Origin of the sequence: Cohnella boryungensis, assembly GCF_042651945.1 — a bacterium.
Classification (GTDB): domain Bacteria; phylum Bacillota; class Bacilli; order Paenibacillales; family Paenibacillaceae; genus Cohnella; species Cohnella boryungensis.
The window spans coordinates 69,956-93,111 of the sequence record NZ_JBHSED010000040.1; the positions used below are offsets into that span (position 1 = coordinate 69,956).

The 23,156-nt window shown below is 54.9% G+C and carries 20 protein-coding genes and 1 other annotated feature; of the genes, 14 read left to right on the plus strand and 6 right to left on the minus strand.

Features of this window, described 5'->3' with window-relative positions:
* Nucleotides 1–30 precede the first annotated feature (30 nt).
* Complete coding sequence (locus ACFO1S_RS18935) at nt 31–1,050, plus strand: ABC transporter substrate-binding protein (protein ID WP_204601131.1); 1,020 nt, start codon at nt 31–33, stop codon at nt 1,048–1,050.
* A gap of 110 nt (nt 1,051–1,160) precedes the next feature.
* Here the strand turns inward: ACFO1S_RS18935 and ACFO1S_RS18940 are convergent, their stop codons facing one another.
* Nucleotides 1,161–3,389, minus strand: coding sequence for an MMPL family transporter (locus tag ACFO1S_RS18940; protein WP_204601523.1), 2,229 nt, complete (start codon nt 3,387–3,389; stop codon nt 1,161–1,163).
* A 142-nt stretch (nt 3,390–3,531) separates the two neighbouring features.
* On the opposite strand from ACFO1S_RS18940, the gene ACFO1S_RS18945 reads away from it, so the two are divergent.
* The 3 genes from ACFO1S_RS18945 (at nt 3,532) to ACFO1S_RS18955 (ending at nt 7,822) form a co-directional block, all read left to right on the plus strand.
* Nucleotides 3,532–4,155, plus strand: a complete 624-nt coding sequence (locus ACFO1S_RS18945) for a TetR/AcrR family transcriptional regulator (RefSeq protein ID WP_204601132.1) — start codon at nt 3,532–3,534, stop codon at nt 4,153–4,155.
* A 78-nt stretch (nt 4,156–4,233) separates the two neighbouring features.
* Nucleotides 4,234–4,477 (plus strand) — a binding site (T-box leader).
* Between the two features lie 67 nt (nt 4,478–4,544).
* Nucleotides 4,545–6,980 carry a leucine--tRNA ligase gene (leuS, locus tag ACFO1S_RS18950; protein ID WP_204601133.1) on the plus strand — a complete coding sequence of 812 codons (2,436 nt, stop codon included), beginning with the start codon at nt 4,545–4,547 and terminating at the stop codon, nt 6,978–6,980.
* A gap of 170 nt (nt 6,981–7,150) precedes the next feature.
* On the plus strand, nt 7,151–7,822 hold the full coding sequence (locus ACFO1S_RS18955; protein ID WP_204601134.1) for a hypothetical protein: 672 nt from the start codon (nt 7,151–7,153) through the stop codon (nt 7,820–7,822).
* 362 nt (nt 7,823–8,184) lie between these two features.
* On the opposite strand, the gene comER is transcribed toward ACFO1S_RS18955, so the two are convergent.
* Nucleotides 8,185–9,018 carry a late competence protein ComER gene (gene comER, locus ACFO1S_RS18960; protein WP_204601135.1) on the minus strand — a complete coding sequence of 278 codons (834 nt, stop codon included), beginning with the start codon at nt 9,016–9,018 and terminating at the stop codon, nt 8,185–8,187.
* 115 nt (nt 9,019–9,133) lie between these two features.
* On the opposite strand from comER, the gene ACFO1S_RS18965 reads away from it, so the two are divergent.
* From ACFO1S_RS18965 to ACFO1S_RS18980, 4 genes are all read left to right on the plus strand, one after another.
* A complete protein-coding gene (locus ACFO1S_RS18965) occupies nt 9,134–9,772 on the plus strand; it encodes a ComEA family DNA-binding protein (RefSeq protein WP_204601136.1) in 639 nt (212 codons plus the stop codon).
* Between the two features lie 92 nt (nt 9,773–9,864).
* Nucleotides 9,865–11,154, plus strand: a complete 1,290-nt coding sequence (locus ACFO1S_RS18970; protein ID WP_204601137.1) for a homocysteine synthase — start codon at nt 9,865–9,867, stop codon at nt 11,152–11,154.
* 30 nt (nt 11,155–11,184) lie between these two features.
* Nucleotides 11,185–11,706, plus strand: a complete 522-nt coding sequence (locus ACFO1S_RS18975) for a deoxycytidylate deaminase (RefSeq protein WP_204601138.1) — start codon at nt 11,185–11,187, stop codon at nt 11,704–11,706.
* A 204-nt stretch (nt 11,707–11,910) separates the two neighbouring features.
* A complete protein-coding gene (locus ACFO1S_RS18980) occupies nt 11,911–14,499 on the plus strand; it encodes a DNA internalization-related competence protein ComEC/Rec2 (RefSeq protein WP_204601139.1) in 2,589 nt (862 codons plus the stop codon).
* Nucleotides 14,500–14,589: 90 nt separating this feature from the next.
* On the opposite strand, the gene ACFO1S_RS18985 is transcribed toward ACFO1S_RS18980, so the two are convergent.
* Together ACFO1S_RS18985 and ACFO1S_RS18990 are read right to left on the minus strand one after the other, a co-directional pair.
* Entirely contained in the window at nt 14,590–16,059 is a 1,470-nt protein-coding gene (locus tag ACFO1S_RS18985; protein ID WP_204601140.1) for a hypothetical protein, read from the minus strand.
* Nucleotides 16,056–16,589 carry an RNA polymerase sigma factor gene (locus ACFO1S_RS18990; RefSeq protein WP_204601141.1) on the minus strand — a complete coding sequence of 178 codons (534 nt, stop codon included), beginning with the start codon at nt 16,587–16,589 and terminating at the stop codon, nt 16,056–16,058. Before ACFO1S_RS18990 ends, ACFO1S_RS18985 begins: the two co-directional genes overlap by 4 nt.
* A gap of 197 nt (nt 16,590–16,786) precedes the next feature.
* Here ACFO1S_RS18990 and ACFO1S_RS18995 point away from each other — a divergent pair, with 197 nt between their 5' ends.
* Both ACFO1S_RS18995 and ACFO1S_RS19000 read left to right on the plus strand, forming a co-directional pair.
* Nucleotides 16,787–17,335, plus strand: a complete 549-nt coding sequence (locus ACFO1S_RS18995) for an RNA polymerase sigma factor (protein WP_204601142.1) — start codon at nt 16,787–16,789, stop codon at nt 17,333–17,335.
* 14 nt (nt 17,336–17,349) lie between these two features.
* Nucleotides 17,350–18,225: an anti-sigma factor family protein gene (locus ACFO1S_RS19000; protein ID WP_378127490.1), complete on the plus strand. Its 876-nt coding sequence runs from the start codon at nt 17,350–17,352 to the stop codon at nt 18,223–18,225.
* Here the strand turns inward: ACFO1S_RS19000 and ACFO1S_RS19005 are convergent.
* Nucleotides 18,205–18,381: a hypothetical protein gene (locus ACFO1S_RS19005; RefSeq protein WP_204601144.1), complete on the minus strand. Its 177-nt coding sequence runs from the start codon at nt 18,379–18,381 to the stop codon at nt 18,205–18,207. The two genes, ACFO1S_RS19000 and ACFO1S_RS19005, sit on opposite strands and share 21 nt — an antisense overlap.
* 67 nt (nt 18,382–18,448) lie before the next feature.
* Between ACFO1S_RS19005 and holA the strand changes: the two genes are divergently transcribed.
* Entirely contained in the window at nt 18,449–19,480 is a 1,032-nt protein-coding gene (holA, locus tag ACFO1S_RS19010) for a DNA polymerase III subunit delta (protein ID WP_204601145.1), read from the plus strand.
* 126 nt (nt 19,481–19,606) lie between these two features.
* Here the strand turns inward: holA and rpsT are convergent, their stop codons facing one another.
* Entirely contained in the window at nt 19,607–19,879 is a 273-nt protein-coding gene (gene rpsT, locus ACFO1S_RS19015; RefSeq protein WP_204601146.1) for a 30S ribosomal protein S20, read from the minus strand.
* A gap of 130 nt (nt 19,880–20,009) precedes the next feature.
* Between rpsT and gpr the strand changes: the two genes are divergently transcribed.
* The 3 genes from gpr (at nt 20,010) to ACFO1S_RS19030 (ending at nt 22,802) form a co-directional block, all read left to right on the plus strand.
* Nucleotides 20,010–21,014 carry a GPR endopeptidase gene (gene gpr, locus ACFO1S_RS19020; protein WP_204601147.1) on the plus strand — a complete coding sequence of 335 codons (1,005 nt, stop codon included), beginning with the start codon at nt 20,010–20,012 and terminating at the stop codon, nt 21,012–21,014.
* Between the two features lie 174 nt (nt 21,015–21,188).
* Nucleotides 21,189–22,400 (plus strand): stage II sporulation protein P, encoded by a 1,212-nt coding sequence (gene spoIIP / locus ACFO1S_RS19025; protein ID WP_204601148.1) that lies wholly within the window; start codon nt 21,189–21,191, stop codon nt 22,398–22,400.
* Nucleotides 22,401–22,415: 15 nt separating this feature from the next.
* The gene (locus ACFO1S_RS19030; RefSeq protein WP_204601149.1) at nt 22,416–22,802 is read left to right on the plus strand and encodes a hypothetical protein; all 387 of its coding nucleotides are present in this window, start codon (nt 22,416–22,418) and stop codon (nt 22,800–22,802) included.
* The last annotated feature ends 354 nt before the right edge of the window (nt 22,803–23,156 follow it).

Genomic DNA, 23,156 nt, shown 5'->3' on the forward strand with positions numbered 1-23,156 from the left:
GAATCGACATTATGGATAGGGGTTATTGACATGAAGGTAGAGGTAGTCAGATCTAGAGCAATCGGTTTAATGATTTTTGCGCTGGTATTGGTTTTGATCGTGTCAGGCTGCGGCAACGGCGGCGGCAGCGGATCGGTCGGATCATCGAATAACGAAGGAACAGCGTCGGCTTCGATCGCAGGTGAAACGGAAGCTCCCGATAGCGGGCCGGCCACCAGAATATATAAAGCTTTGAATGGCGATATTGAAGTTCCAGCAAATCCTAAGCATGTCGCATCGCTCGTATTCGTAGGCGAACTACTGGCACTCGGGGTAAAGCCAATTGGAACCGGCCAAGCGTTCCTGGAAAAGGGATTGTTTGTCGAGGAGCTGAAAGGCGCCCAGCCGATCGGGGATGAACCTTCTCCCGAAAAGGTATTGGCGCTGCAGCCGGATCTCATTATCGTCCATAATTTCGTGAAGGACGAGATCGTAGAGCAATTGACGAAGATCGCGCCGACGGTTGTTATGCCCTTCAATGACAGAGGACCTATAGAGCGGCTGCGCATGTTTGCGGAGCTTCTCGGCAAGGAGAAAGAGGCAGAGCAATTTATTCAGAAATATGAGGCGAAGGCCGCTGAAGCAAAGAAGAGTCTGGAAGGAACAATCAAGCAGGGAGAAACGGTCGCCTATTACGAAATTTGGGGTAAAAGCCTCTGGGTGATGAGCGAAGCGAACGGACGTGGCGTGTACAATTTGTACAATTCATTAGGACTTGAGGCGCCGGAAAAGGTGAAGACGGATGTCATTGCAGCCGGAAAAGGCATCGATATCTCGCTTGAAGTTCTTCCCGACTATGCGGCGGATCACATGTTCGTTGGCGTCTACGCAGGGGACGGAGGCGATAAGCGAGCGGAGGAAATATTTGCAGGCGCATTGTGGCAGGGGCTTCCCGCGTTCAAAAACAAGCAGGTGTACGTCGTTGACATCGACCAGTTTGCCGCTAGCGATATTAACGCGTTGTATAAACAGCTGGATTTGCAATTGGACATCTTAAAAGGAGCGCAGTAGCCTATTTAGGATCGTATAATTCAGAGATGAAGTAGGATCATAACCACCGGAGCTTGAAAGCAGGCTGCCTCGAATGCGAGCTTGATCGCAATCGAGGCAGCCTGCTTGATTTATTTTATGGAAGAAGACTCGGCCTTAGCTTCGCTGACCGGCACGTACTTGCCCGGCCAGAACGCCCAGCGTCCGAGCAGAAGCGTAATGGCCGGCACGAGAAAAGGACGGACGACGAACGTATCGAGCAGGACGCCAATCGCGGTTATTGTACCGAACTGCACCAGCACTTGAATCGGCAGCGTTGCGAGTACGGCGAATGTACCGGCTAGTATTAGGCCTGCCGAGGTAATGACAGAGCCCGTCTCTCCGACCCCTTCGCGGATCGCTTGCTTGAGAGGCATGTGCTTACGCTTCTGCCAGATGCTTGAGATCATGAAGATGTTATAGTCCTCGCCCAGCGCGACCAGGAATACGAAGGAGTAGAGCGGAATGGCGCCTTGAATTGCCTCCGCGCCCATTCCGTAATGAACGATTATCCATCCGAGCCCCAGCGCCGAAAAGAAGGAAAGGATGACGGTAAGCACCAAGTACGCGGTCGCGACGACGGAACGCAAGTAAGCCAGCAGGAGCAGCGTAATCAAGCCGATGACGATCGGGATAACGAGTTTCGTGTCCCGCTCGCCGGTCACTTTCGTATCGTATTGCTGGGCCGTTTGCCCGCCGATCCAGACGCGTTCGGACACATTGTTCACTCCGGCCTCTGTCAGTGCCCGTTCGGCGACTGTCCGCAAGTCCGGGATATGGCCCATAGCCTCCATAGAATACGGATTCAGATCGAATTGTACGTCGTAAGCGACGATCTGCGGGTTCTCTTTGCCGTTCTGCGGCTCGGATACGACATCGAGATAGGGCAGGTCCGAGAGCGTTTGGCCAAGGTCGACCGTCTGTCCTTGCGTATCGACGATTACTTTGACGGGAGCCAGCTCGCCCGGAGTGAACTGTTCCCCGATTGTAGCGAAGCCCTCTCGGGATTCCATTTCCTTCGGAAAAGACGACAAGATATCATAGGTGAATTTGACCTGCGTGGACAAGCTGGCCAGTCCCCCGAGCAGAACGATGCAGATGCCCAGAATCCACCAAGGCTTGCTGACGACCATCCTTCCCGTCCAATTGCCGGGCTCTTTAGGCGCGGCCGGCATCGGTTTTCCTTTGCGGGCAGCCCGCTCCCGCATCATCTCAGGCGTTCTCGGCACGAAAGGATAGAAAGACGCCCGGCCGAATATTGCCAGCAACGCGGGGACAAGCGTCAGGCTGGCAATTCCCATGATCAAAATGGCAATACTGAACGGAGCTGCGAATCGATGATATGCGCCATATTCGGCGACAAGCAGGGCGAGCAGCGACAGCACGACAGTCAAGCCGCTCATGGCAATCGCGCCCGATGACCCGGTGATTGCCTTGAACAAGGCTTTGCCCTTGTGGCTTTCCACCCGAAGCAGCTGACGGAAGCGGGAGATCAGGAACAGGCAGTAATCTGTTCCGGCCCCGAACAACAGCACGGTCATGATCGAGATCGCTTGACCGTCGACGATAATCCAGCCTTCTCCCGCCATCCAGCCGAGCACCGGGCTGATGACGCCGTAAGCGAATCCGACTCCGACCAGCGGCATAAGCGCCAGAATGGGAGATCTGTATATCAGCAATAACAGAACCAGAACAAGTACAACTGTGGCGATCAGCAGGCTGACGTCGGCATTCTTGAATAATCCCGTAGCGTCAACCTGAATGCCGACCGGGCCGGTAACCCTGGCGCTGAGCTCTTCTTGCCCATCGCGCTTGGCGGCGAACGGATCGGAGCCGACGATGTCCGCGACGATGGTTCTGAATTCGACAAGGGCTTCCTTTAGCTCGTCAACCTCTGCGCTCTTGTCGAACAGAACGGGGAAGACCAGCGTGCTTCCGTCTTCGGAGAGCTGGCCTTGAAGCACGGGCGCGGGCAGCTCGTGCAGCGGAGGCACGGAAGTCTGGCGGGGAAGCGGCGATTGCGCGAGTCTCTCCGTGATTTTGCGGACATGCTCCAGATCCGTTTCCGACAATCCGTTTCCCTTATGCCATACGATCAATGCGGGAATGTCGACTCCGCTGGGGAATTCCCGTGAAGTGACGGCTTCAGCCCGGATGGACGGCTTGCCGCTGTCCAGATTCGGGGAATTGTTAATTTCCTTGCTGTTAACGGAAGGAAGCAGAGCGCTAAGCAGTCCCGCCGCCATAATCCATATAACCAACGTTACCCACTTGCTTCTTTTACCGGCAACCCATCTTCCTAGTCCGCTGCTTTCCTGCATATGCGGTATAACCTCCTTCATGAACTCGACGATGTCAATCTCTCGTATTTCAGCTATAATTCTTAATATCACTTGCGAATTAATTATATATACCGGAAGGTTAATTATGCAACGACAAAATTTCGCGCGAGGAGGCAAAGCGATGACCGCTCCTGAAACGAAACGATCTCCAGGCAGGCCCAAAAGCGGTGCGGATCAGCCGTCCATGCGGGATAAAGTGCTGTTCACGGCATCGGCATTGTTTATGGAATTAGGCTATGAGCCTGTATCGATTAATATGATTGCGGCTAAGGCCGGGGTAACGAAGGCCTCCGTTTATTACTATTTTGCGAATAAAGCTGTGCTTTTTACGGCATCGGTTACGGCCATGATGACGAGAATCAGCGGAATGACCCGGCGAATCGTCGAGTCCGATGGCGATCTTCATACCCGTCTTAGACGGCTGGCTCTGACCAAGATGTCCAAATCGCAATCCCATGTGGAATTTGAAAGCCTGATGAGAGAAGCGATGCCGTCCTTGTCGGAGGAGCAGCGGGATGACATCCGCACGGCAGAGCATCAGATTCACGAGGTGCTTGCGGATACGTTCAAGCAAGCGATGGAGGAGGGGATTATCCGGCGCGACAATCCGATGCTGCTGTCCCATTCCTTCGCGGCGCTTCTGATGGTCGGCAATCGCGAGCAGATCGGCGAGGAGGTCTACAGCGCAGAGGCTTTATCTGCTGCGATCGTCGACTTGTTCTGGCGGGGCGTTGCTGCCGAATAGCGTATGCCCTGCGGGATCGCGGGCTGCTGCACCGCCAGACTTGACATCGCTTGCGCGGATTGGCTATAATCATGGCATACTTTGGCTGCGATAAGGAGCAGTAATCGCATTGTTGTTATTCAGAGAGCCGGCGCAAGGTGCGAGCCGGTTGACGACAGCGATGAACTCGCCTTGGAGCCTCCGAGCCGAACGGGCTTATTCCTTCAAGGAACCCGACAGGCAAGGCGTTACCTCTCGTTACGAGGCAGAAGTGGGCGGAGCATCCAAGCAGGATAGCCGTCAACTAGGGTGGTACCACGGGAGATCGGCTCTCGTCCCTAGCGTAATCGCTAGGGGCGGGGGCTTTTTTTACGTTATTACGAACCTATAGGATAAGGGAGTTCATCGACATGTCGCAAGAACAAGCGCAAGGTTACCAGCCGTTAATCATTGAGCCCAAGTGGCAGAAGCATTGGGATGAGAAGCAAACGTTCAAAACGACCGAGGACGCGGGCAAGCCGAAGTTTTATGCCTTGGATATGTTTCCGTATCCTTCAGGGGCGGGGCTGCACGTCGGACATCCCGAGGGGTACACGGCGACCGACATCGTAAGCCGTTTCAAAAGGATGAAGGGCTTTAACGTGCTCCACCCGATGGGCTGGGACGCTTTCGGCTTGCCGGCGGAGCAGTATGCTTTGCAGACAGGACGCCATCCGCGGGAAATCACGGTCGAGAACATCGACAACTTCCGCCGCCAGATCAAGTCTCTCGGCTTCTCTTATGACTGGGAGCGCGAGTTCAGCACGACGGATCCGGATTATTACAAATGGACGCAATGGATTTTCATCCAACTGTACAAAAAAGGACTTGCTTATGTAGCGGAGGTTCCCGTTAACTGGTGCCCTGCGCTCGGGACAGTGCTGGCCAACGAAGAGGTCATCGACGGCCTCAGCGAACGCGGCGGACATCCGGTCATCCGCAAGCCGATGCGCCAATGGATGCTGAAGATTACGGAGTATGCCGAAAGATTGCTGGAGGATCTGGAAGAGCTGGATTGGTCCGAAAGCATTAAGGATATGCAGCGCAACTGGATCGGCAAGTCGACAGGCGCGGAAGTGACGTTCGCCATTGACGGACACGGAGAGGCGCTGACGGTATTTACGACGCGGCCGGATACCCTATTCGGAGCAACCTATTGCGTGCTTGCTCCGGAACACGAGCTGGTAGGCAAGATTGCTTCCGCCGAACAGAAAGCCGCAGTTGAGGCCTACATCGAGCAAGCATCCCGGAAGAGCGATTTGGAGCGTACCGACCTTGCGAAGGACAAAAGCGGCGTGTTCACGGGGGCTTATGCGATCAATCCCGTGAACGGCGGCAAAGTGCCGATCTGGATAGCCGATTACGTGCTCGGAGGCTACGGCACGGGGGCCATCATGGCAGTCCCGGGCCACGACGAGCGCGACTGGGAATTCGCTCGCAAGTTCGGATTGCCTATCGTGGAAGTCGTTTCGGGCGGCAATGTCGAGGAAGCCGCGTATTCGGGAGACGGCAAGCTTGTCAATTCCGATTTTCTGAACGGATTGGCGACTGTCGAAGCGATTGCCGCCATGATCGCTCATCTGGAGAAGGAAGGCACAGGGAAAGGCAAAGTGACGTACCGCTTGCGCGACTGGCTGTTCAGCCGTCAGCGCTACTGGGGCGAACCGATTCCGGTGCTGCACTACGAGGACGGCACGATGGATACGATACCGGAAGAAGAGCTACCTTTGCTGCTTCCGGATGTAGACGCCATTCAGCCTTCCGGCACGGGCGAATCGCCTTTGGCTAACGTGACGGATTGGGTCAACGTGATCGATCCCCGCAATGGGCGCAAAGCCCGTCGCGAGACGAACACGATGCCGCAATGGGCGGGCAGCTGCTGGTACTATCTGCGCTTTATCGATCCGAAGAACGAGAAGGAGATCTGTTCTCCAGAGAAGCAGCGCGAATGGCTGCCGGTGGATCTCTATATCGGCGGGGCCGAGCATGCCGTGCTTCACTTGCTTTACGCGAGATTCTGGCATAAGGTGCTGTACGATCTGGGCGTCGTGAGCACGAAGGAGCCGTTCCATAAACTCGTCAACCAAGGCATGATTCTGGGCATGAATAACGAAAAAATGTCTAAGTCTCGCGGCAATGTCATTAATCCGGACGATATCGTGAACGAATTCGGGGCGGATACGCTGCGGATGTACGAGATGTTCATGGGACCGTTGGAAGCGACGAAGCCATGGAACACGAACGGCGTAGAAGGGGTATTCCGTTTCTTGGCCCGCGTATGGCGGCTGTTCGTCGATGACAATGGCAGCCTGAACAGCAAAATCCAGAAGTTGGCTGGTGATGATGCATTCCGCCGCGTCTGGCACAAGAGCCTCAAAAAAGTCGGCGAGGATTATGAAGCGCTGCGCTTTAACACTGCGATCAGCCAGATGATGATTTTCGTTAATGAAGCCTACAAGACCGAGGTGCTGCCAGCAGAAGCCATGGCGAACTTCGTACAGATGCTGTCTCCGATCGCGCCGCATATTGCGGAAGAGCTGTGGGAGAAGCTTGGAAACTCCGAGTCCGTTACTTACGCGCCTTGGCCGGCTTATGACGTCTCGCTTACGGTGGATGCCGAGGTCGAAATCGTCGTGCAAGTGAACGGCAAGATTGCCGATCGCCTGAAGATCGCCGCCGATCTGGACGAAGAAAGCATGAAGGCCCAAGCGCTGGATTCCGCCAAGGTGCAGGAGTTCATCGCCGGTAAAACGGTTCGCAAAGTCATTGCCGTCAAAGGCAAGCTCGTCAACATCGTGGCCAACTAGCCGCATAAGCTATAACAAATATGCATCGCAATAGCGTGAGGCACACGCCGTTTGATTCGCCCGTTGGGCGGATCGGCGGCGTTTTTTGTTTTTCTCAGGGGAAGGCGAATGCAGCGGTCCCAGTAAACCCAGCAACCCCAGCCACTAATAAAATTTAAGGAGGTCAGCACATGTTTGAACAGGAATTTGAGAGTTTTTTGAGGCATCAACGGTCAGGGGCTACAGACAGAAGGCGTGAAATGCTCAGTCTGGATTTAACAGGAACAAAAAAACTGTTGGAGGTTGTTGTTTGGCCGGTACTGAGATCGTTTGAAGGAGTGACGCTAGAATTTGAACTTTCGAATTCGACCGGGGTCACGATGTACATTGATGTATTCTATGAGCCTTTAGGGATAGCTCTTGAATGCGATGGCTTCGTCTCGCATGCCGAGAAAATTACCCGAAGCCGATTTGATTTTGAAAGAACCAGAGCCCGAACGATGGCAACAAAAGGCCTCATTTATATGCCTTACAGCAAAGACCAACTGGATAAGCAGCCAGACTTTTGCCGTCAATCTATGTATGAGCTATTGGGAAAACAAACGAGCATCGCCGGAAGGAAGGTAATGGAGGAGCTGTCCGTATCCGAGAGAGAAGTCATCCGATACGGCTTACATTTGAACCGTGCACTTAAGCTTGATGATGTGAGGTATTGCTTGGGCTGTGGCTATATAAAAGCGCGTAAAGTTATTAACGACCTCGTCGAGAAGAGCTTTGTGAAAGCCGCAGGAAACACTACGCAGCGTATTCATAAGTACCAGCTCTTGCCTATTGCGAGTGAGTATATGTTGGGAAAGTTTTAATTCATCGGAGTCAGGGTCTGCACAGAGGAGGTGAGGAGCGGAATAGTGTCGCAAAGCCAAACTAACGGCCCGCATGGAGAGGGTGATGAGCGGAATAGTGATGCAAAGCCAAACTAACGGCCGCACGGAGAAGGTGTGGAGCGGAATAGTGTCGCAAAGCCAAACTAACGGCCAGCACGGAGGAGGTGATGAGCGGAATAGTGTCGCAAAGCCAAACTAACGGCCAGCACGGAGGAGGTGATGAGCGGAATAGTGTCGCAAAGCCAAACTAACGGCCAGCACGGAGAAGGTGAGGAGCGGAATAGTGATGCAAAGCCAAACTAACGGCCAGCACGGAGAAGGTGAGGAGCCCGCTCTTCCCCCTATGTGCGTTCACGGGGGAAGAGGGAGGAGTCTACGCGGTCCAAGTCTTCGGCGAACTTCTCGTGAGTCGTATACAGCACCTGTAAGAAAGCGCCGCGAGTCGATTTGCGCAGGGAATCCAGTGCAGCGGAGGTGATGCCTCCGGGAACGCTCACCTTGGCCTGCAATTCGGAAGGGGAGCAAGGGAGCTCAAGCATCAGTCTAGCGGAGCCGAGCATCATCTCGCAGGCGAGCGCGGTAGCTGTCTCGCGTTCCATGCCGGCCGAAAGAACAGCCGCATCGATGAACTGCTCAAGTAAGTAGGCCATGAAAGCCGGACCGCAGCTGGACAAGTCGGACGCTACCCGCACTTCTTCCTCCGGAATGCGGATCGGTCGACTGATGGCTGAAAAAAGGTTCCATAAGCCCTGCTGATCCTTCTCTGTCAATCGGCTGCCCCACATGACCAGCGAGGCGCCGCTGCCCACAGCATTCACGACGCTTGGAATGATTTTGGCGACTTTGCAGGGGAGAAGCTCCTCCAATGAAGAGATTTTGACGGGACTTGTAATCGAAATCACGATTTGTCCCTCGTTAAGTACGGGAGATATGTCGTCCAGCACTCTTCGAAAGTCCATCGGCTTCACGCACAGAAACAAATAATCGGCTCCTGCGGCGGCCTCTCTATTGGACGCGGCGATATGCAAGCCGGGGTACTCTTGGGCCATAGCAGACAGCTTGGCTTGCGTCCGGGAACTGACGACGACGTCATCGGGCTGCATCGCTCCGGCACGTATGAACGCACCCACCAACAAGCTTCCCATACTCCCCGCACCGATGAAGCCAATCTTCATCCATAGTCCCTCCCAAGGCAAACTCATTTATTTACATTTCAGTGTATGAATATAAGCCTGACCAACATGAATGATTTTTCACGACTTTACGAAAATAGAGCGGGGGGCTTCTTTTATGTTCAAAAATAGTGCCATTAACGTCCGCAAGCTGTTGATCGCCGGAATGCTCGTCGCTGGGGCGGCCTTGCTCGTCATTGCCCTTATCGGCGGCGATCCGCGCAATCCGATTTCCGAATGGACGCCTGTGAATGAGCCTTTGAAGAAAGCTGTCGAGAACTGGGATTCATCAGGCGACAGCGCGCGCAATTCCGAGAATGCCGATGACACCACGATCGCTTCCGGCGACGCTACCCACGTCTCGAAGGAAAACTCCAGCCCGATCGAAGCGAAGATTCCGGGGCAGGCAGAGGGGAACTCTCTGGCGCCCGACAACGCTGCAAGCATAACCGTTTCTCCCGACGCAAACGCGAATGAACCCTCGCTTGCGCTCGAACCAAGTCCATCCGTTGACGCGCAGCCTGCTTCTACGGAGGACTTTGCAGCTACGGACAAGCGAATCGATCTGAACCGAGCAACGCTCGCCGATCTCGAAACGTTACCGGGCATTGGGCCCTCGAAGGCCCAAGCCATTGTCGCTTATCGCGACAAAGTCGGAGGCTTTCGCAAAATCGAACAGCTGAAGGACGTCAAGGGAATAGGACCGAAGGTATTCGAGCGAATATCCGGTCAGGTGCGGATTGCCGCAGGAAAATAAATGCAGTCATACCTTTAACATTGTCGGCAAATATGAGAAAATAGGAGGGAGTCTATTCTATTAATCTATCCGAACTGGGAGGTTCATTCCGAATGAGCAATGAATCGTATTCTCTGGAAACGCTTGCGGTGCATGCCGGACAACAAATCGATCCGACAACGATGTCCCGCGCAGTTCCTATTTATCAAACGACATCTTATGGGTTCCGCGATACGGATCACGCTGCCAATTTGTTTGCCCTTAAGGAGTTCGGAAATATTTATACCCGGATCATGAATCCGACCTCGGATGTGTTCGAGCAACGCGTAGCGGCTTTGGAAGGCGGCGCGGCTGCGCTCGCGGTCAGCTCCGGCCAGGCGGCGATCACGTATTCAATCTTGAACATTGCGGGAGCGGGGGACGAGATCGTATCCTCGGCCAGCCTTTACGGCGGAACCTACAATCTGTTCGCCATTACGTTGCCTAAACTGGGCATCACCGTTAAATTCGTCGATCCGTCCGATCCGGAAAATTTCCGCGCGGCAATTACGCCAAAGACAAAGGCGATCTTCGCGGAGACGATCGGCAACCCGAAAGGGGATATTCTCGATATCGCCGCCGTGGCGAACGTCGCGCATGACAACGGCATTCCGCTGATTATCGACAGCACCTTCACAACTCCGTTCCTGTGCCGTCCGCTCGATCATGGCGCGGATATCGTCTTGCATTCCGCGACGAAGTTTATCGGCGGGCACGGCACCTCGATCGGCGGCATTGTAGTTGACGGCGGCAAATTCGACTGGAAGGCCAGCGGCAAATTTCCCGGCCTGACCGAACCGGACCCAAGCTATCATGGCGTCGTATACGCCGATGCGGTGGGACCTGTTGCCTATATTATTAAAATGCGCGTTCAGCTTCTTCGGGATATGGGGGCGGCGCTTGCTCCGTTCAACTCGTTCATGTTCCTGCAAGGGCTGGAAACGCTGCACCTTCGTATGGAACGCCACAGCAGCAATGCGCTTGCGGTTGCGAAGTTCCTGGAAGCCCATCCTGCGGTCGAGTGGGTGAGCTACCCCGGCCTGGAAAGCCATCCTTCTTACGAATTGGCCCAGCGCTACTTGTCTAACGGACAAGGCGCGATACTCACCTTCGGCATTAAAGGCGGAGTAGAGGCCGGCAAAAAAGTAATCAACGCCGTAAAGCTGTTCTCCCATCTGGCGAATGTCGGCGATTCGAAGTCGTTGATCATCCATCCGGCCAGCACAACGCATCAGCAGCTTAGCGAAGCGGAGCAAGTTGCTGCGGGTGTCCAACCAGGCATGATTCGTCTGTCTGTCGGAACGGAAGGAATCAAGGATATTGTTCACGATCTGGATCAGGCTCTGGCGGCAAGCCAACAATAAGGATAGGCTTCAAAGCGGGGGTAGGAAAAAATGACGTCTCTGCGCAAGGACTGGGATACGTATTTTATGGACATCGCGTTTATGGTTTCCACCCGTTCGCGTTGCCCGAGACGACATGTCGGAACGGTGCTCGTTCAGGGAAAGAAGCTGCTCGGTACCGCGTATAACGGGGCTCCAATGGGAGTTCAGGATTGCTCTGAAGCGGGCTGCATGATCGTGGAAGAGTTCGAACCCGTACAGGCAGGCTCGCCCGATGCCGGGATGATCAAGAAGCAGCGCTGCATTCGAACGATTCATGCCGAGCAGAATCTGCTGTTGTTCACGGATCGGGTCGATCGCGAAGGATCGGTTGTTTACGTCACGGATCAGCCGTGTTGGACCTGCGCCAATATGCTGGCGAACAGCGGAATCGCGGAAATCGTGTATTTCAGGCCGTATCCCAAGGATCACGGCAAAGTCGCCGCATTGATGCAGCAGCGGGGGCTGATCTTCCGCAAGCTCGATCATTACGCGCCACCTCCTGACACGGAAGTGCAAGACGATATATCGTAAACCTAGGACGATTCAATTCAAGCGAAGACCAATGAGGAAGCACCTCTTCTCCAGGCTGTACAAGCCCGGAAAGAGGTGTTTTTTTGTCGCCGTATCAGAAAGTATAAAATTTGGACTTCTTATGCCATCTGATAGCTGGATACAAAACGTCTGCCGTCGTACCCAAGGACGGCGGAGCCGTTTTTACTTGTAAGGGGGAATAGGGTGAATACTCGGCCGCTCGTAACTTTAAGCTGCTGCTGGATTTTCGGTACTTCTATACTGTCGTTATGTCAAGGGAGAACGGCCATACTGGCCTTGGCGGGGGCAATGCTGCTTTTGCTGGGTTTCGCTCGGATGTGCAAGGTGCCGCTCGGTCTTACGCTGGCTTGCGTTGCGGCATTAACGGCGGCGTTCGGACTAAGATTGGGGGCCGAGCAGGAGCAAACGACCGATCTTGCGGCCATCGTGGAAAAGGAAGGTAACCGCGGCGAGCTTCGCGGTCGGATTGCTTCCGCTGTGGAGGTGGACGGAGATCTGGCAAGCTTCAGGCTGCAGGGCAGCTCCTTCCGGCCCAGCGGGGTGGAAGAATCGGTCGCAACGAGGGATAGCTTCATAGTGAGGATCAAACTGGGCGAACGGCAGGACCAGAATAGCGCAGCCTCATGGAAGAGAGGAGCTCTTGTTCGGCTTGTCGGGACACTGGAATTGCCCGGGGAAGCGGGAAACTTCGGAGCCTTCGATTACCGCGATTATTTGCGCAAGCAAGGCGTCTTCTGGCAGTTCGCGGCGAAGGGAATGGAATCCGTCCATTACGAGGAGAAGCCGGCGCCGTTATGGATGAAGCCCTTGCGCATGCTGGATGACTTGCGGAATTCAATCGGCAGACTCGCGGATCGCTTATACCCGAGGGGAGATTCGGGGTACATGAAGGGCTTGGTCGTCGGTATTCGTTCCGATCTCGATCCCGTTCAGTTCGACAACTTTGCGCGTCTTGGACTGACCCATGTCCTTGCGATTTCCGGACTGCATGTCGGCGTCGTCGTATACATGCTGCTTCAGCTTGCAGGCTGGCTCAGGATGACAAGGGAACGCTCGCTTGAGCTGACGATTGCGATGATGCCTGTATATATGATGGTTACAGGGGCGTCCCCGTCGGCCGTCCGCGCGTGCCTGATGGCGATGATCGCGCTATGGCTGGCACGTCGGCATGCACTGAAGGACGGTCTCCATCTGCTTTGCGCTGCGGCCGTTGCGATGCTGGTCTGGAACCCGTTGCTGATCGAGGACGTCAGCTTTCAGTTGTCCTTCCTTGTCACGGCGGGCCTCATTCTTCTCGTCCCGACCTTCACGGAGTTGATTCCTCTTCGCTCGAACGGTTTAAAAGGGGCAATCGCCGTGACGTTAACCGCCCAGCTCGCATCGTTTCCCGTATCCGTTTATTATTTTCATTCGATGCATTTGCTGTCGCTTCCGGCGAACTTCGTGCTCGTCCCGTTTATCAGCTTTGTCGTTATGCCTTTGGGCATGGCCTCCCTTCTGCTGGGGGCGCTATGGAATCCTCTGGGAGTGATCCCGGCGAAGCTCGCTTCATGGGGGAACGATTTGACCTTCGGAGCCGTTGATTGGCTGAACGGATTCATCGGATTGAGAACGATCTGGCCGCAGCCGGTATTGGCTTGGACGGCCAGCGCCTATATCTTGCTGGCGTTTGCCGTGATCGGGATCAAAAGAAGCTTGAGCCGCCGGAGAGAGCGGGAGTGGTGGAGCCGACAGGCCGAGGCATATGCCGCGAATTTCCCGGACGAGCCGGTTACCGAGCCGCTGGCTGCAATGGAGCGCGAGCGCGTCGGGCCGGCGCGGTTACCCTCGCTCTTGCGAAGAGGGCTATTTGGCCTTGCCTGTACGGCATGGCTGGTGTGGGGTTATCAGCCTGCTTGGCTGGACCGATCCGCTTCTGTGTCGTTTCTGAATGTGGGTCAAGGAGACAGTATTCTGATTCGTACCGGACAGGGCAGGCATATTCTGATCGACGCCGGGGGAACGATCGGTTTTCGCAAGCCCGGCGAGGAATGGAAGGAACGCGGCGATCCGTACGAGGTCGGGCGAAAGCTGCTAGTCCCCCTGCTGCTCCAGAGGGGGGTCAGGGAGCTCGATGCGCTTGTGCTTACCCATATGGATGCCGATCATATCGGGGGCGCCAAAGCCGTAATGGACAATGTACCCGTAAGGGCCGTCCTGTTCAACGGAACAACGAAAAAATCATCGCAAGTCCTTGCTCTGCTGAGCGAAGTGCTTCAGCGGCAAATTCCGGCTTATGCCGTTCAGGAGTCCATGGTGTGGAGACCGGATCGTTCAACCGTCCTAAGCGTTCTGCATCCTGCTCAGCCCTTCGAGGGCGGGCTGTCTATTCCTAACCGGGAGGACCAGAACGATAGAAGCGTCGTGCTGCTGCTGTCGGTATACGGACGAAATTTTTTGCTGCCGGGAGATCTGGAGGAGGAGGGGGAACGGGAGATTGTTGAGCTGGAGCATGAGAAAGGCGATGCGAATCGGGGGAGCATCGACGTGCTTAAAGCGGGTCATCACGGAAGTAAAACCTCAACCTCGGGGCTATGGGTTGGATATTGGCGGCCGAGGGAAACAGTCATTTCTGTCGGCGCCAACAATTTCTACGGCCACCCGAATGCCGGCGTGATCGAGCGGCTTCAGGAGGCGGACAGCCAAGTGTGGCGGACGGACATCCATGGAGAGGTGCAATTCCGGATCAGACCGGACGGCGCATTGGAGCGCAGAAGCCTGCGGACAGAATGAGGAAGCGCCTCTCTGGCTTATTAAGCCCGCGAAGAAGCGCTTCCTCATGTGTCTTGGCATGAATATTATTGTCCGTCACTTACGCCCGCGTTAAGGGACATCGGGAGCGTAGCGAATATTGGCCGCGACGGACAGCAGGAGCGGGCGGATGTCGGCGGCATCGGCCACGTCGTACCGAATGGCTACGAACGTGCGATGCTCCGCGTCATACTCGTACACGAAATAATCGTAGCGAATCGTCTGCTTGTCGCCCCAGAACTCCGAACCCAGATAGTCGACATAAGCGGAGAGGTCTTCTTCCTTTCGCAGGTAGGGCAGGGAGCTGTCATCGGCCGGCCTTAGCTGGATGAGCGATCTTCCGTCCTCTGTGCCGTACTCGAAGCCGTCCTCGAATTTGATCGGCTTGATCCGTTCGGGAAGATAGAAGCCGAACTGTTGAAGCGGATCTTTAAACCAGAGAGCATTGTAAGCCCCGTCCGCCGTCTCCAGCTTAATCGCGTTCGTACCGTCATACAACCCCCCGATGAGCAGATAATCCGTGTCGGTGTCCATGCTCGAATCGTAGGAGGAATCGTACGAGAGAACAAGCGCGTCTTCTCCTTTTTTATATTGGTACTCCAGCGTACGGTCCGAGAATATTGCCGTAAACGTGCGCCGGTTGCCGTCGTAAACGACCGAATTCGGGTGTTCGGCGTCAAGTGCCGCATTCACGTCGGTAAACAGGATGCGTTCTCCGAACCTTTTGTATACTTGCGCCTTGCCGATGGTAGACGACTCGGAAGCGACGACTTCCGGAATTCCGTCCTCGTCGATATCGATCTCCTGGGCGTGCGCGCTGAGCCGGAAGTCGCTGATCGGAACGCCGGGTACATCTTCCTCGAAATGAATCCAGTTGTTCGTGACGCAGTTCGCTCCGCAAGCGCCGTAAATCCGGAGATGAAATTCCCCGAACAAGTTGCTCTTGGTAATCTGGACATCGTCCAGATAGGGGAGCTCGCCAACAGGGCCGATCTCATAAAGTTCGCCCAAGACGTCGCTGTCTCCGATTGGCATGCCCGCGTACAGCTGGGTGTCCCCTTCCCGCTTGACATAGACCCAATAGTTGCCTAATTGATCCACCTCTATGACCTTCTTGACGACGATGAAGGCTTTATCGATTCGAGCGGCCTGGATACGCTCAAGCTCCACGGGATAGCTGCCCAGACTGCCTTCGGGGGAGTCATAGGCCAGCTTGATCTCCTTATCCGCGATTAGCGGGGAGCTGTCGGGAGACGGACTGCTCTCGGGCGAAGCGGGAGGCGGCGATTCCAGCGTCGGCGCAGGCGTATCCGTACCGGCAGGCGATGGCGGCTCGCCAATGGACCCCAAGGGCGTGAGAAGCAGAATCGCGACTGCGCATACAGCAACGGCGGCCCCGACTGCAAGCCATAATCCGTATTTTTTGCGAGGCTCGGCTTGTTCGATGCGACGGTTGACGGCCAGCTTCATTTCCTCGGTAAATACGGCTGTCTCCAGCCCGTCTTTCGCCGATTTGTACCATTCGGGTCTGGTATCCTTCATTTTTCCCACCCCTTCAAGCGTTTCTCGACTTCCTTGCGGGCGCGGTGCAGGCGGGATTTGACGGTTCCCTCCGGGAGATTCAAGAGTTGAGCCGCTTCCTGAACGGATAATCCGTGTTCCAGATCCAGCACCAGAACCTCGCGAAGCTTCTTCGACAAGCTCATGATTATGCTCCAAATTTCCTGTTCGGACTGTCTGCCTATATAAGCCTCCTCCGCCGATGGGGACGCCTGCCCGGCATGCACGGTTTCTCTCAGCCATATTCGGCGAAAATAGCTGGAGGTCAAGTAATTCAGAGACAGATTCCTCGTAATCGCGAGAAGCCATGTGCGAAGGGAGGATTGACCTCGGAAGGTATGAATTTTACGATGAGCTTTAATGAAAACCTCTTGCGCGATATCCTTGGCTTGCTCCCGATCCTTAATGAGCACATAAGCGTATCTATACACGTCGTTGCCGTATTGATCCATAATGAGCCGGAGCTCGCGGCCGTCGACCGAATCAAGATGCTTGAGATATTCAGACTCCATGGGGTCACCTCCAACCTATTAGACCGCACGAAATGCGTCTTGGTTCCGTATATCCAAAATAAAGATTGAGACTTTTTATGAATTTTTGCTAGACTGAACAAGTATGGTTCATAACTAAACGTAAATTCCCATGGGGGGATATGCAACCTTTTTTCGGACGCTTGCGTCTGAGAGGGTGCAGGGGAGGAGGATCTTCTGTGGTGGAGCCGGCTCTGATCAAAGCCGCGCAAGCGGGCGACCGGGAAGCTCTCGTTACGCTACTCCGCGAAATCGAGAATCAAGTCTATCGCACCGCTTATTATTTGCTCAATAACGAGCAGGATGCGCTGGACGCTTCGCAGGATGCGCTTATCCGAATATATACAAAAATCGGATCTTACGAGGAAAAAGCGCAATTTCGCACTTGGGTGCAACGAATCGTGACCAATATTTGCATTGACAAATTTCGGCGCAAGAAGCCTTCCGTGTCCATCGAGGAACACGAGATGGTATTCGAAGCGGGGAATAATGTGGAGACCGAGGTTCTATCCGCATATGCCGCGGAGGAAATACGCGAGGCTATCGGTAAGCTTCCCGAGCATCATCGTACCGTGGTCGTGCTTCGGTATCTTCAGGATTTCTCTTATAACGAAATTGCCGACTCTTTGAATTTACCGCTTAATACTGTTAAATCCTACTTATTCAGAGCCCGGCAACAATTGCAAATCTTACTTCAAGATTATCAGAAAGGTGGTGTCCGGGGATGATATGCCAAGAGGTGATGGAACTCATGCAGCGTTACGTTGACGGTGATCTCAATCAGCAAGAAACATCGCTCATGCAGGATCATGCCGCTCAATGCCCTGATTGCGCCGCCATGTTGGTTAGATTGCAAAAGCTTTCAAGCGAGTTGGAGCAGTTGCCCCGCGTCTCGCCGAGATTCAGTATTGTGGATTCGATCCTGCCGGAGCTGGAGCGACTTCACGCGGCGGGCGCGATTGCCGGAGAGAGCGAGCCTTCCGCACAGACGTCGGCTTCCCCGGCGTCGACTCGCTCAGCTCGTCCCGCTCGGAATGTGTTCCGCAAAATATCCGGCGTCGTCGCCGCAGGCGTTATCGTCGGACTGCTGCTGTTCAGCCAACCGGACAAATGGCTATCGGGCGGAAACAGCAACGACGCAGCCGCTCCGTCAGTAGAGAGCAACGCTCCTCGGATGATGAAGAATGAAGCCGCGAACGAATCGAGCAGCGCCCTCAGAATTCAGGATCAATCCGGCGGCGGCGAGGGCATAAGCTCAGATCGCTTCGAAGGAGCCGAGCTTGAGCAGAAGATAATGGGGCTGGCGGATACCGCTCCTGAAGTAGGCGCCGCTCCTTCAGCAGGACAAATGCCCGTTCTTACCGCAAATCCCGCGCTTTCGACGGATTCTCCGGACGGCAAGTGGAAAGCGGTCGCACTGGAGGGAGCCGGGACTTTCCAGGTTTTCCGCAATGAGGATGACAGCGATGTCTACACCTCTCAGCCGCGGGAAGGAAGCCTCAGCTCCTTCGAATGGAATTCGGACAGCAGCACGCTATATTATACGGTTACGGATGCTCAGGGCCAACAGTCGCAATGGCAATTCGATATCGCGACTTTAACGGAATCCGAACGTTAAGCTGTCAGTCACCCTTTTCGGGTCATCCGCGTATGATGTACGGATGATGCCGACGATCGTCTCCGGACTATCGTCACGGTCGTTCGCGCCGGTGCCATGGGCCGGCCGGCGAACGTTGATATAGATGTCCGAGAACAAAGGGATCGCGCCTTGCAAAAGGTGTGATCCCTTTGTCGTTTGGTGTACAATTGTATCATAGCTTATGACGCAAGGGAGCGGCAGCATGGACGCAAAGCAGGCATTTCGATCGATCAAGCAAGAGCAGTTATTGCCGGTATACATTTGTTACGGAACCGAGTCCTATCTTATGAACGAGTTCGTCGAACAGCTTCAGGAGAAGCTCGTGCAGCCTGAGCATAAGGATATGGCCATTGTCCGTTTCGATACGGGCGAGCATGCTTTGGACACGATTATGGATGAGGCCGAGACTTTGCCGTTCCTGGTGTCCAGCAAAATCATTCTTGTTCGGGATCAGGTCCTGTTCGCGGCAGGCAAGGAATCCTCGAAGGTGGAGCATCGTCCCGAACGGCTGCTCGCTTATATGGAGCAACCGTTGGAGTCCACGGTGCTCGTCTTCCTAGTCGCCCAGGAGAAGCTGGACGAGCGCAAGAAGCTCGTCAAAGCGGCCAAGTCCAAAGACTGGGTGGTCGCCTTTGCCGCCTTGCAAGCGGAGGAGCTTCAGCGCTGGCTGCTGAAGAGGGCGTCCGGCCAGGATCGTTCCATGGGATCGGATGCCGCGGAGGAGCTGTTAAGACGGGTTGGCACGGACATGCGAGCGCTCGCGGCAGAGACGGACAAGCTTTGCTTGCACGCGGGACAGGGAGGCTCGGTAACGCTTGCTTCGGTTCGCTCGCTTGTGCCGATGGCAACGGAGCAAAACGTGTTTAAGCTGACCGAGGAATTGGCAGCCTTGAGAACCGCTGAGGCGATCAAGCTTTACCATGGTCTGCTCAAGCAGCGGGAGGAGCCGATCAAGCTGATGGCGCTGCTCGTACGTCAGTTCCGCAACATGCTGTACGTCAAGGAGCTTGGCAGCCAGGGCTACTCGCCCCAGCAGATGGCTTCCCAGCTCGGACTTCATCCCTATGCGGTGAAGATTACCGGGGAGCAGGCGCGCAAGTTCAGCCCCGAGCGGCTGGCAGCCTTGCTGGACGAGCTTGCGGAGCTCGATTACGCGATGAAAACGGGACGGGTGGACAAGGCGCTCGGACTGGAGCTGTTCCTGCTTAGAACCGGTTCGCAAGGAGCAAGTTAAGGTTCGGCGACATGAAAACATGCCAAAAGAGCCATCCTATTCGCAGGACGATTCCTGCGGAGGATGGCTCTTTCATGGCTGTCGCCCTGCGAGAGGCGAGCTGCCGCATATGTGCAGGCACAAAGCTTACGCTTGTGCGGACAATGCGTTAAGTTTCTTGGCCAGACGGGACTTTTTGCGAGCTGCAGCATTCTTGTGAATGAGGCCTTTGGTTGCCGCTTTGTCCAGCTTCTTCTGAGCCAATCCGTAAGCTGCTTTAGCAGCGTTCACGTCCGTTCCTACGACCGCTACGTCAGCGGATTTAACAGCTGTACGAAGAGCGGATTTAGCCGAAGCGTTGCGCAGGCGGCGAGTTTCGTTCGTTTTGGTACGTTTGATAGCAGATTTGATGTTTGGCATTCTTTTCACCTCCAGATCAAAGCAGAAAGTATTTCTCCACACAACTTGTAACATTCTATCATGCAAGGGGGCAAAAAGCAAGCTGATTCCCCACTTCAATCCACATAAGAAAGGGGCGTTATTTCGAGTTATGGACAAGGACTTGTCAATGTACAACATACGCACCGATCTAGCCCTGGAAGCGAAGGAAATTGCCGCGCAGGGAATGCAGTCTCCGGAAATTCCCGGTCTCTGGTCAGAGACCGAAAGCGCAGATGGAATTACCGTGACCCGAATGGAAATTCAGAATGAGCAGGCTGCCAGCCAAATCGGCAAGATGGTCGGACATTACGTCACGCTCGAAGTGCCGGACTTGAGACAGGGCGATACGGAGCTGCAGGATCGCGTGGCCACTTCGATGGCCAAGGAGTTCGAGGCTTTCCTTCGGCGCATCGGCATCACGGCGAGCAGCAGCGTGCTTGTCGTAGGACTGGGCAACGGGAGTGTAACGCCGGATGCTCTCGGCCCCATCGTAGTGGAGAATATCATGGTGACGAGACATTTTTTCGAGCTCATGCCCGATCAGGTCAATCCGGGATATCGCCCTGTCAGCGCAGTCGCTCCGGGCGTTCTTGGCACGACGGGGATTGAGTCGAGCGATATCGTGCAAGGCATCGTGGAGAAGGCGAAGCCCGATCTGATCATTGCCGTGGATGCGCTGGCCGCCAAATCCCTGGAGCGCGTAAATACGACGATCCAGATTGCCGACACGGGCATTCATCCGGGATCGGGCATCGGCAACAAGCGCAAGGGCTTGACGAAGGAAATTCTCGGCGTCCCTTGCATAGCCATCGGCGTCCCTACGGTTCTCTACGCCTCGACGATCGTGAACAACACGATGGATCTTGTGTTCGAGCATATGAAGAAGCATACGGACAATACGGCGCCCATGTTCGGGGCTTTCGGAACCATGGAGGAGACCGAGCGGCTGCAGCTTGTTCGGGAGGTTCTTCACCCGCTGGGACACGACCTGCTTGTCACGCCCAAGGAAATCGACAAGTTCATCGAGGACATCGGCAATATCATTGCCAGCGGGCTTAACGCGGCATTGCACGAGGCGGTCAATACCGACAATGTGGCCGCGTACACGCATTAAGGAGGATAACTGGGAGGAGGCTTTCGCTCAGCGAATGGCCTCCTCCCGGTTTTCTATCGGCCTCTAGCATTCTCTGTTCCCGGTTCTATCAATCTCCGTCCTCTCATAGGATGAGAGAGATAGACGACACAGAGAAGGGGCTCCTGCTGGCTGGGAGTTCCGGGAGGTAGAGCGATGAAACGGAAAATTCATGCGGTGAAAGGGTCGGCTCGCACAAGATGGCGGAGCATTCTCATTACCGGACGAGCTTTTTTTTGCCTAAGCGTAGGCTCGATGCTGCTATTTATTACGCTTGCGCTCGGGGGCATGCTGCAGAAGTCGATATCGGCATCCCCCGTGCAATCCATGAAGGGCTTGGCCGCCTCATTGTCGAGCCAGGTTTTTCAGTCGCTGCTCAGCATGGAGCTGCCGCATATGGAGGCGGCAGAGGATTCTCCCTTTCAGACTGGGCAGATGGCTGCCTTCATGCTCCGATTTTTGACGGATATGAACCCTGGAGACCCGAAGAGCCTGCTAGCGATCGAAATGCCGGGAATGGACAGGGATCATTCGGTCTTGCTGAGACCCGGTGCGGGAGAGCCGGAAGCGCCGGAGGATCACGGCCCATTGACGGAGACCGGACAAGCCGAGGACAACAGCTTGCCGGAGCGCACAGACCCGCCGGACGCCGAGCCTTCGGCTTCGCCGGAGCCTGAGGCATCGTCTTCTCCGCAAGAAATCCGCTCCACGGAGGGACGTAAAGTCGTCTTTATCTATCATTCGCACAATCGGGAGTCTTGGTATCCCGAGCTCAAGTCGGATGCGAAGGACCCTAGCTCCGGCAAAATCAATGTGACTCTGGTCGGCAAGCGGCTGGCCGGTCAGCTGGAAAGGTACGGAGTAGGCGCCTCGCATTCCTCGAAGGATTATTCGTCTACGGTTCAGGGCTATAATTGGAATAATTCGTATAAATATTCTCTGCAAACCGTGCGTCAGGCGTTGGCCACCCATAAAGAGCTGAAATTTTTCTTCGATATTCACCGCGATTCCCAGAGGCGGAAGAAAACGACGGCTACGATCAAGGGCAAGGATTATGCCCAGGTCTACTTCATCATCGGCCACCGCAATCCGGACTGGCGGGAGAACGAAGCGTTCGCCAGCGCCATTCATGAGCGGCTGGAGGACAAGTATCCGGGGCTGTCCAGAGGCATATGGGGCAAAACCGCCGCCAACGGCAACGGCGAATACAATCAATCCGTCGCTCCCGACAGCGTGCTTCTGGAGATTGGGGGCGTCGACAACACGCTGGAGGAATGTTATCGGACTGTAGACGCCTTAGCGAAGGTGATTGCCGAGGTCTACTGGGAGGAAGAGAAGGCGGTAAAGGCCAGCTTGCGATTAAAATAGAAAGGGGAGACAAGGATGCGCCGCGATAGCTTTAGATTGCTGATTTTCGCCGGGATATTGGGATTTGCCATCCTGTACGGAATGGAATTGTCTTCGAAAGGCATCGAAAGCGTGCAAGGCTCTTTAAGCTCGGAGGAGCCCTCCGGCGCTTCGGGAGAGGAAGATTGGACACTGCCCGCGACAGGGAAAGCAAGAGGGAGCGCTCCCGTCGATTCCCAAGAGGGGAAATGGTCCGATGAAGCCATCTCCCCGCAAGGCGACGAAGAAGAGCCGACCATTCCGCGCAATGACCGCGAGCCGATTGTCGACCGGGTGTCGGGCAGAACCGCAGAGGTGCTGCATGATTTGTCGCGGAACGGCATACGAATGGTGGTTTCCCTGTTCGACAAGGTGCTGGGGTGACGGAAGAGGAAATCTGGATCTCGCTTGCGCCTGCGGCATCGGAACTTGACGATCGGCTTGTCGATAAATTATGATTAAATTATTCAGCTATGAAGGGGAAATTTTAATGTTGGTCGGGGTTCTGAACTGAAATATTCAATAAGTCGCTAATCTTCATTCAAGCTTTGAGCCTTAGTTTAACAAGGTTTATTTGCTTATGATCGAAAAGCGGCCTGAATATCCAGTGAGGAACCGGTGAAGACCGCCCCTTCCGAAGCGAAGCTTTCGGGGAGATCTGCCGTGCTCGTCAGGGTACGGTTTTTTTGCGCGAATTTACGGGCTTGCGTCAAGCGGCCCGCAATTCGTCGCATCTCT

Coding starts and splice junctions, on each gene's coding strand:
- ACFO1S_RS18935 (WP_204601131.1), top strand. CDS start 31: ATGAAGGTAGAGGTAGTCAGATCTAGAGCAATCGGTTTAATGATTTTT.
- ACFO1S_RS18940 (WP_204601523.1), bottom strand. CDS start 3,389: ATGCAGGAAAGCAGCGGACTAGGAAGATGGGTTGCCGGTAAAAGAAGC.
- ACFO1S_RS18945 (WP_204601132.1), top strand. CDS start 3,532: ATGACCGCTCCTGAAACGAAACGATCTCCAGGCAGGCCCAAAAGCGGT.
- leuS (WP_204601133.1), top strand. CDS start 4,545: ATGTCGCAAGAACAAGCGCAAGGTTACCAGCCGTTAATCATTGAGCCC.
- ACFO1S_RS18955 (WP_204601134.1), top strand. CDS start 7,151: ATGTTTGAACAGGAATTTGAGAGTTTTTTGAGGCATCAACGGTCAGGG.
- comER (WP_204601135.1), bottom strand. CDS start 9,018: ATGAAGATTGGCTTCATCGGTGCGGGGAGTATGGGAAGCTTGTTGGTG.
- ACFO1S_RS18965 (WP_204601136.1), top strand. CDS start 9,134: ATGTTCAAAAATAGTGCCATTAACGTCCGCAAGCTGTTGATCGCCGGA.
- ACFO1S_RS18970 (WP_204601137.1), top strand. CDS start 9,865: ATGAGCAATGAATCGTATTCTCTGGAAACGCTTGCGGTGCATGCCGGA.
- ACFO1S_RS18975 (WP_204601138.1), top strand. CDS start 11,185: ATGACGTCTCTGCGCAAGGACTGGGATACGTATTTTATGGACATCGCG.
- ACFO1S_RS18985 (WP_204601140.1), bottom strand. CDS start 16,059: ATGAAGGATACCAGACCCGAATGGTACAAATCGGCGAAAGACGGGCTG.
- ACFO1S_RS18990 (WP_204601141.1), bottom strand. CDS start 16,589: ATGGAGTCTGAATATCTCAAGCATCTTGATTCGGTCGACGGCCGCGAG.
- ACFO1S_RS19000 (WP_378127490.1), top strand. CDS start 17,350: ATGGAACTCATGCAGCGTTACGTTGACGGTGATCTCAATCAGCAAGAA.
- holA (WP_204601145.1), top strand. CDS start 18,449: ATGGACGCAAAGCAGGCATTTCGATCGATCAAGCAAGAGCAGTTATTG.
- rpsT (WP_204601146.1), bottom strand. CDS start 19,879: ATGCCAAACATCAAATCTGCTATCAAACGTACCAAAACGAACGAAACT.
- gpr (WP_204601147.1), top strand. CDS start 20,010: ATGGACAAGGACTTGTCAATGTACAACATACGCACCGATCTAGCCCTG.
- spoIIP (WP_204601148.1), top strand. CDS start 21,189: ATGAAACGGAAAATTCATGCGGTGAAAGGGTCGGCTCGCACAAGATGG.
- ACFO1S_RS19030 (WP_204601149.1), top strand. CDS start 22,416: ATGCGCCGCGATAGCTTTAGATTGCTGATTTTCGCCGGGATATTGGGA.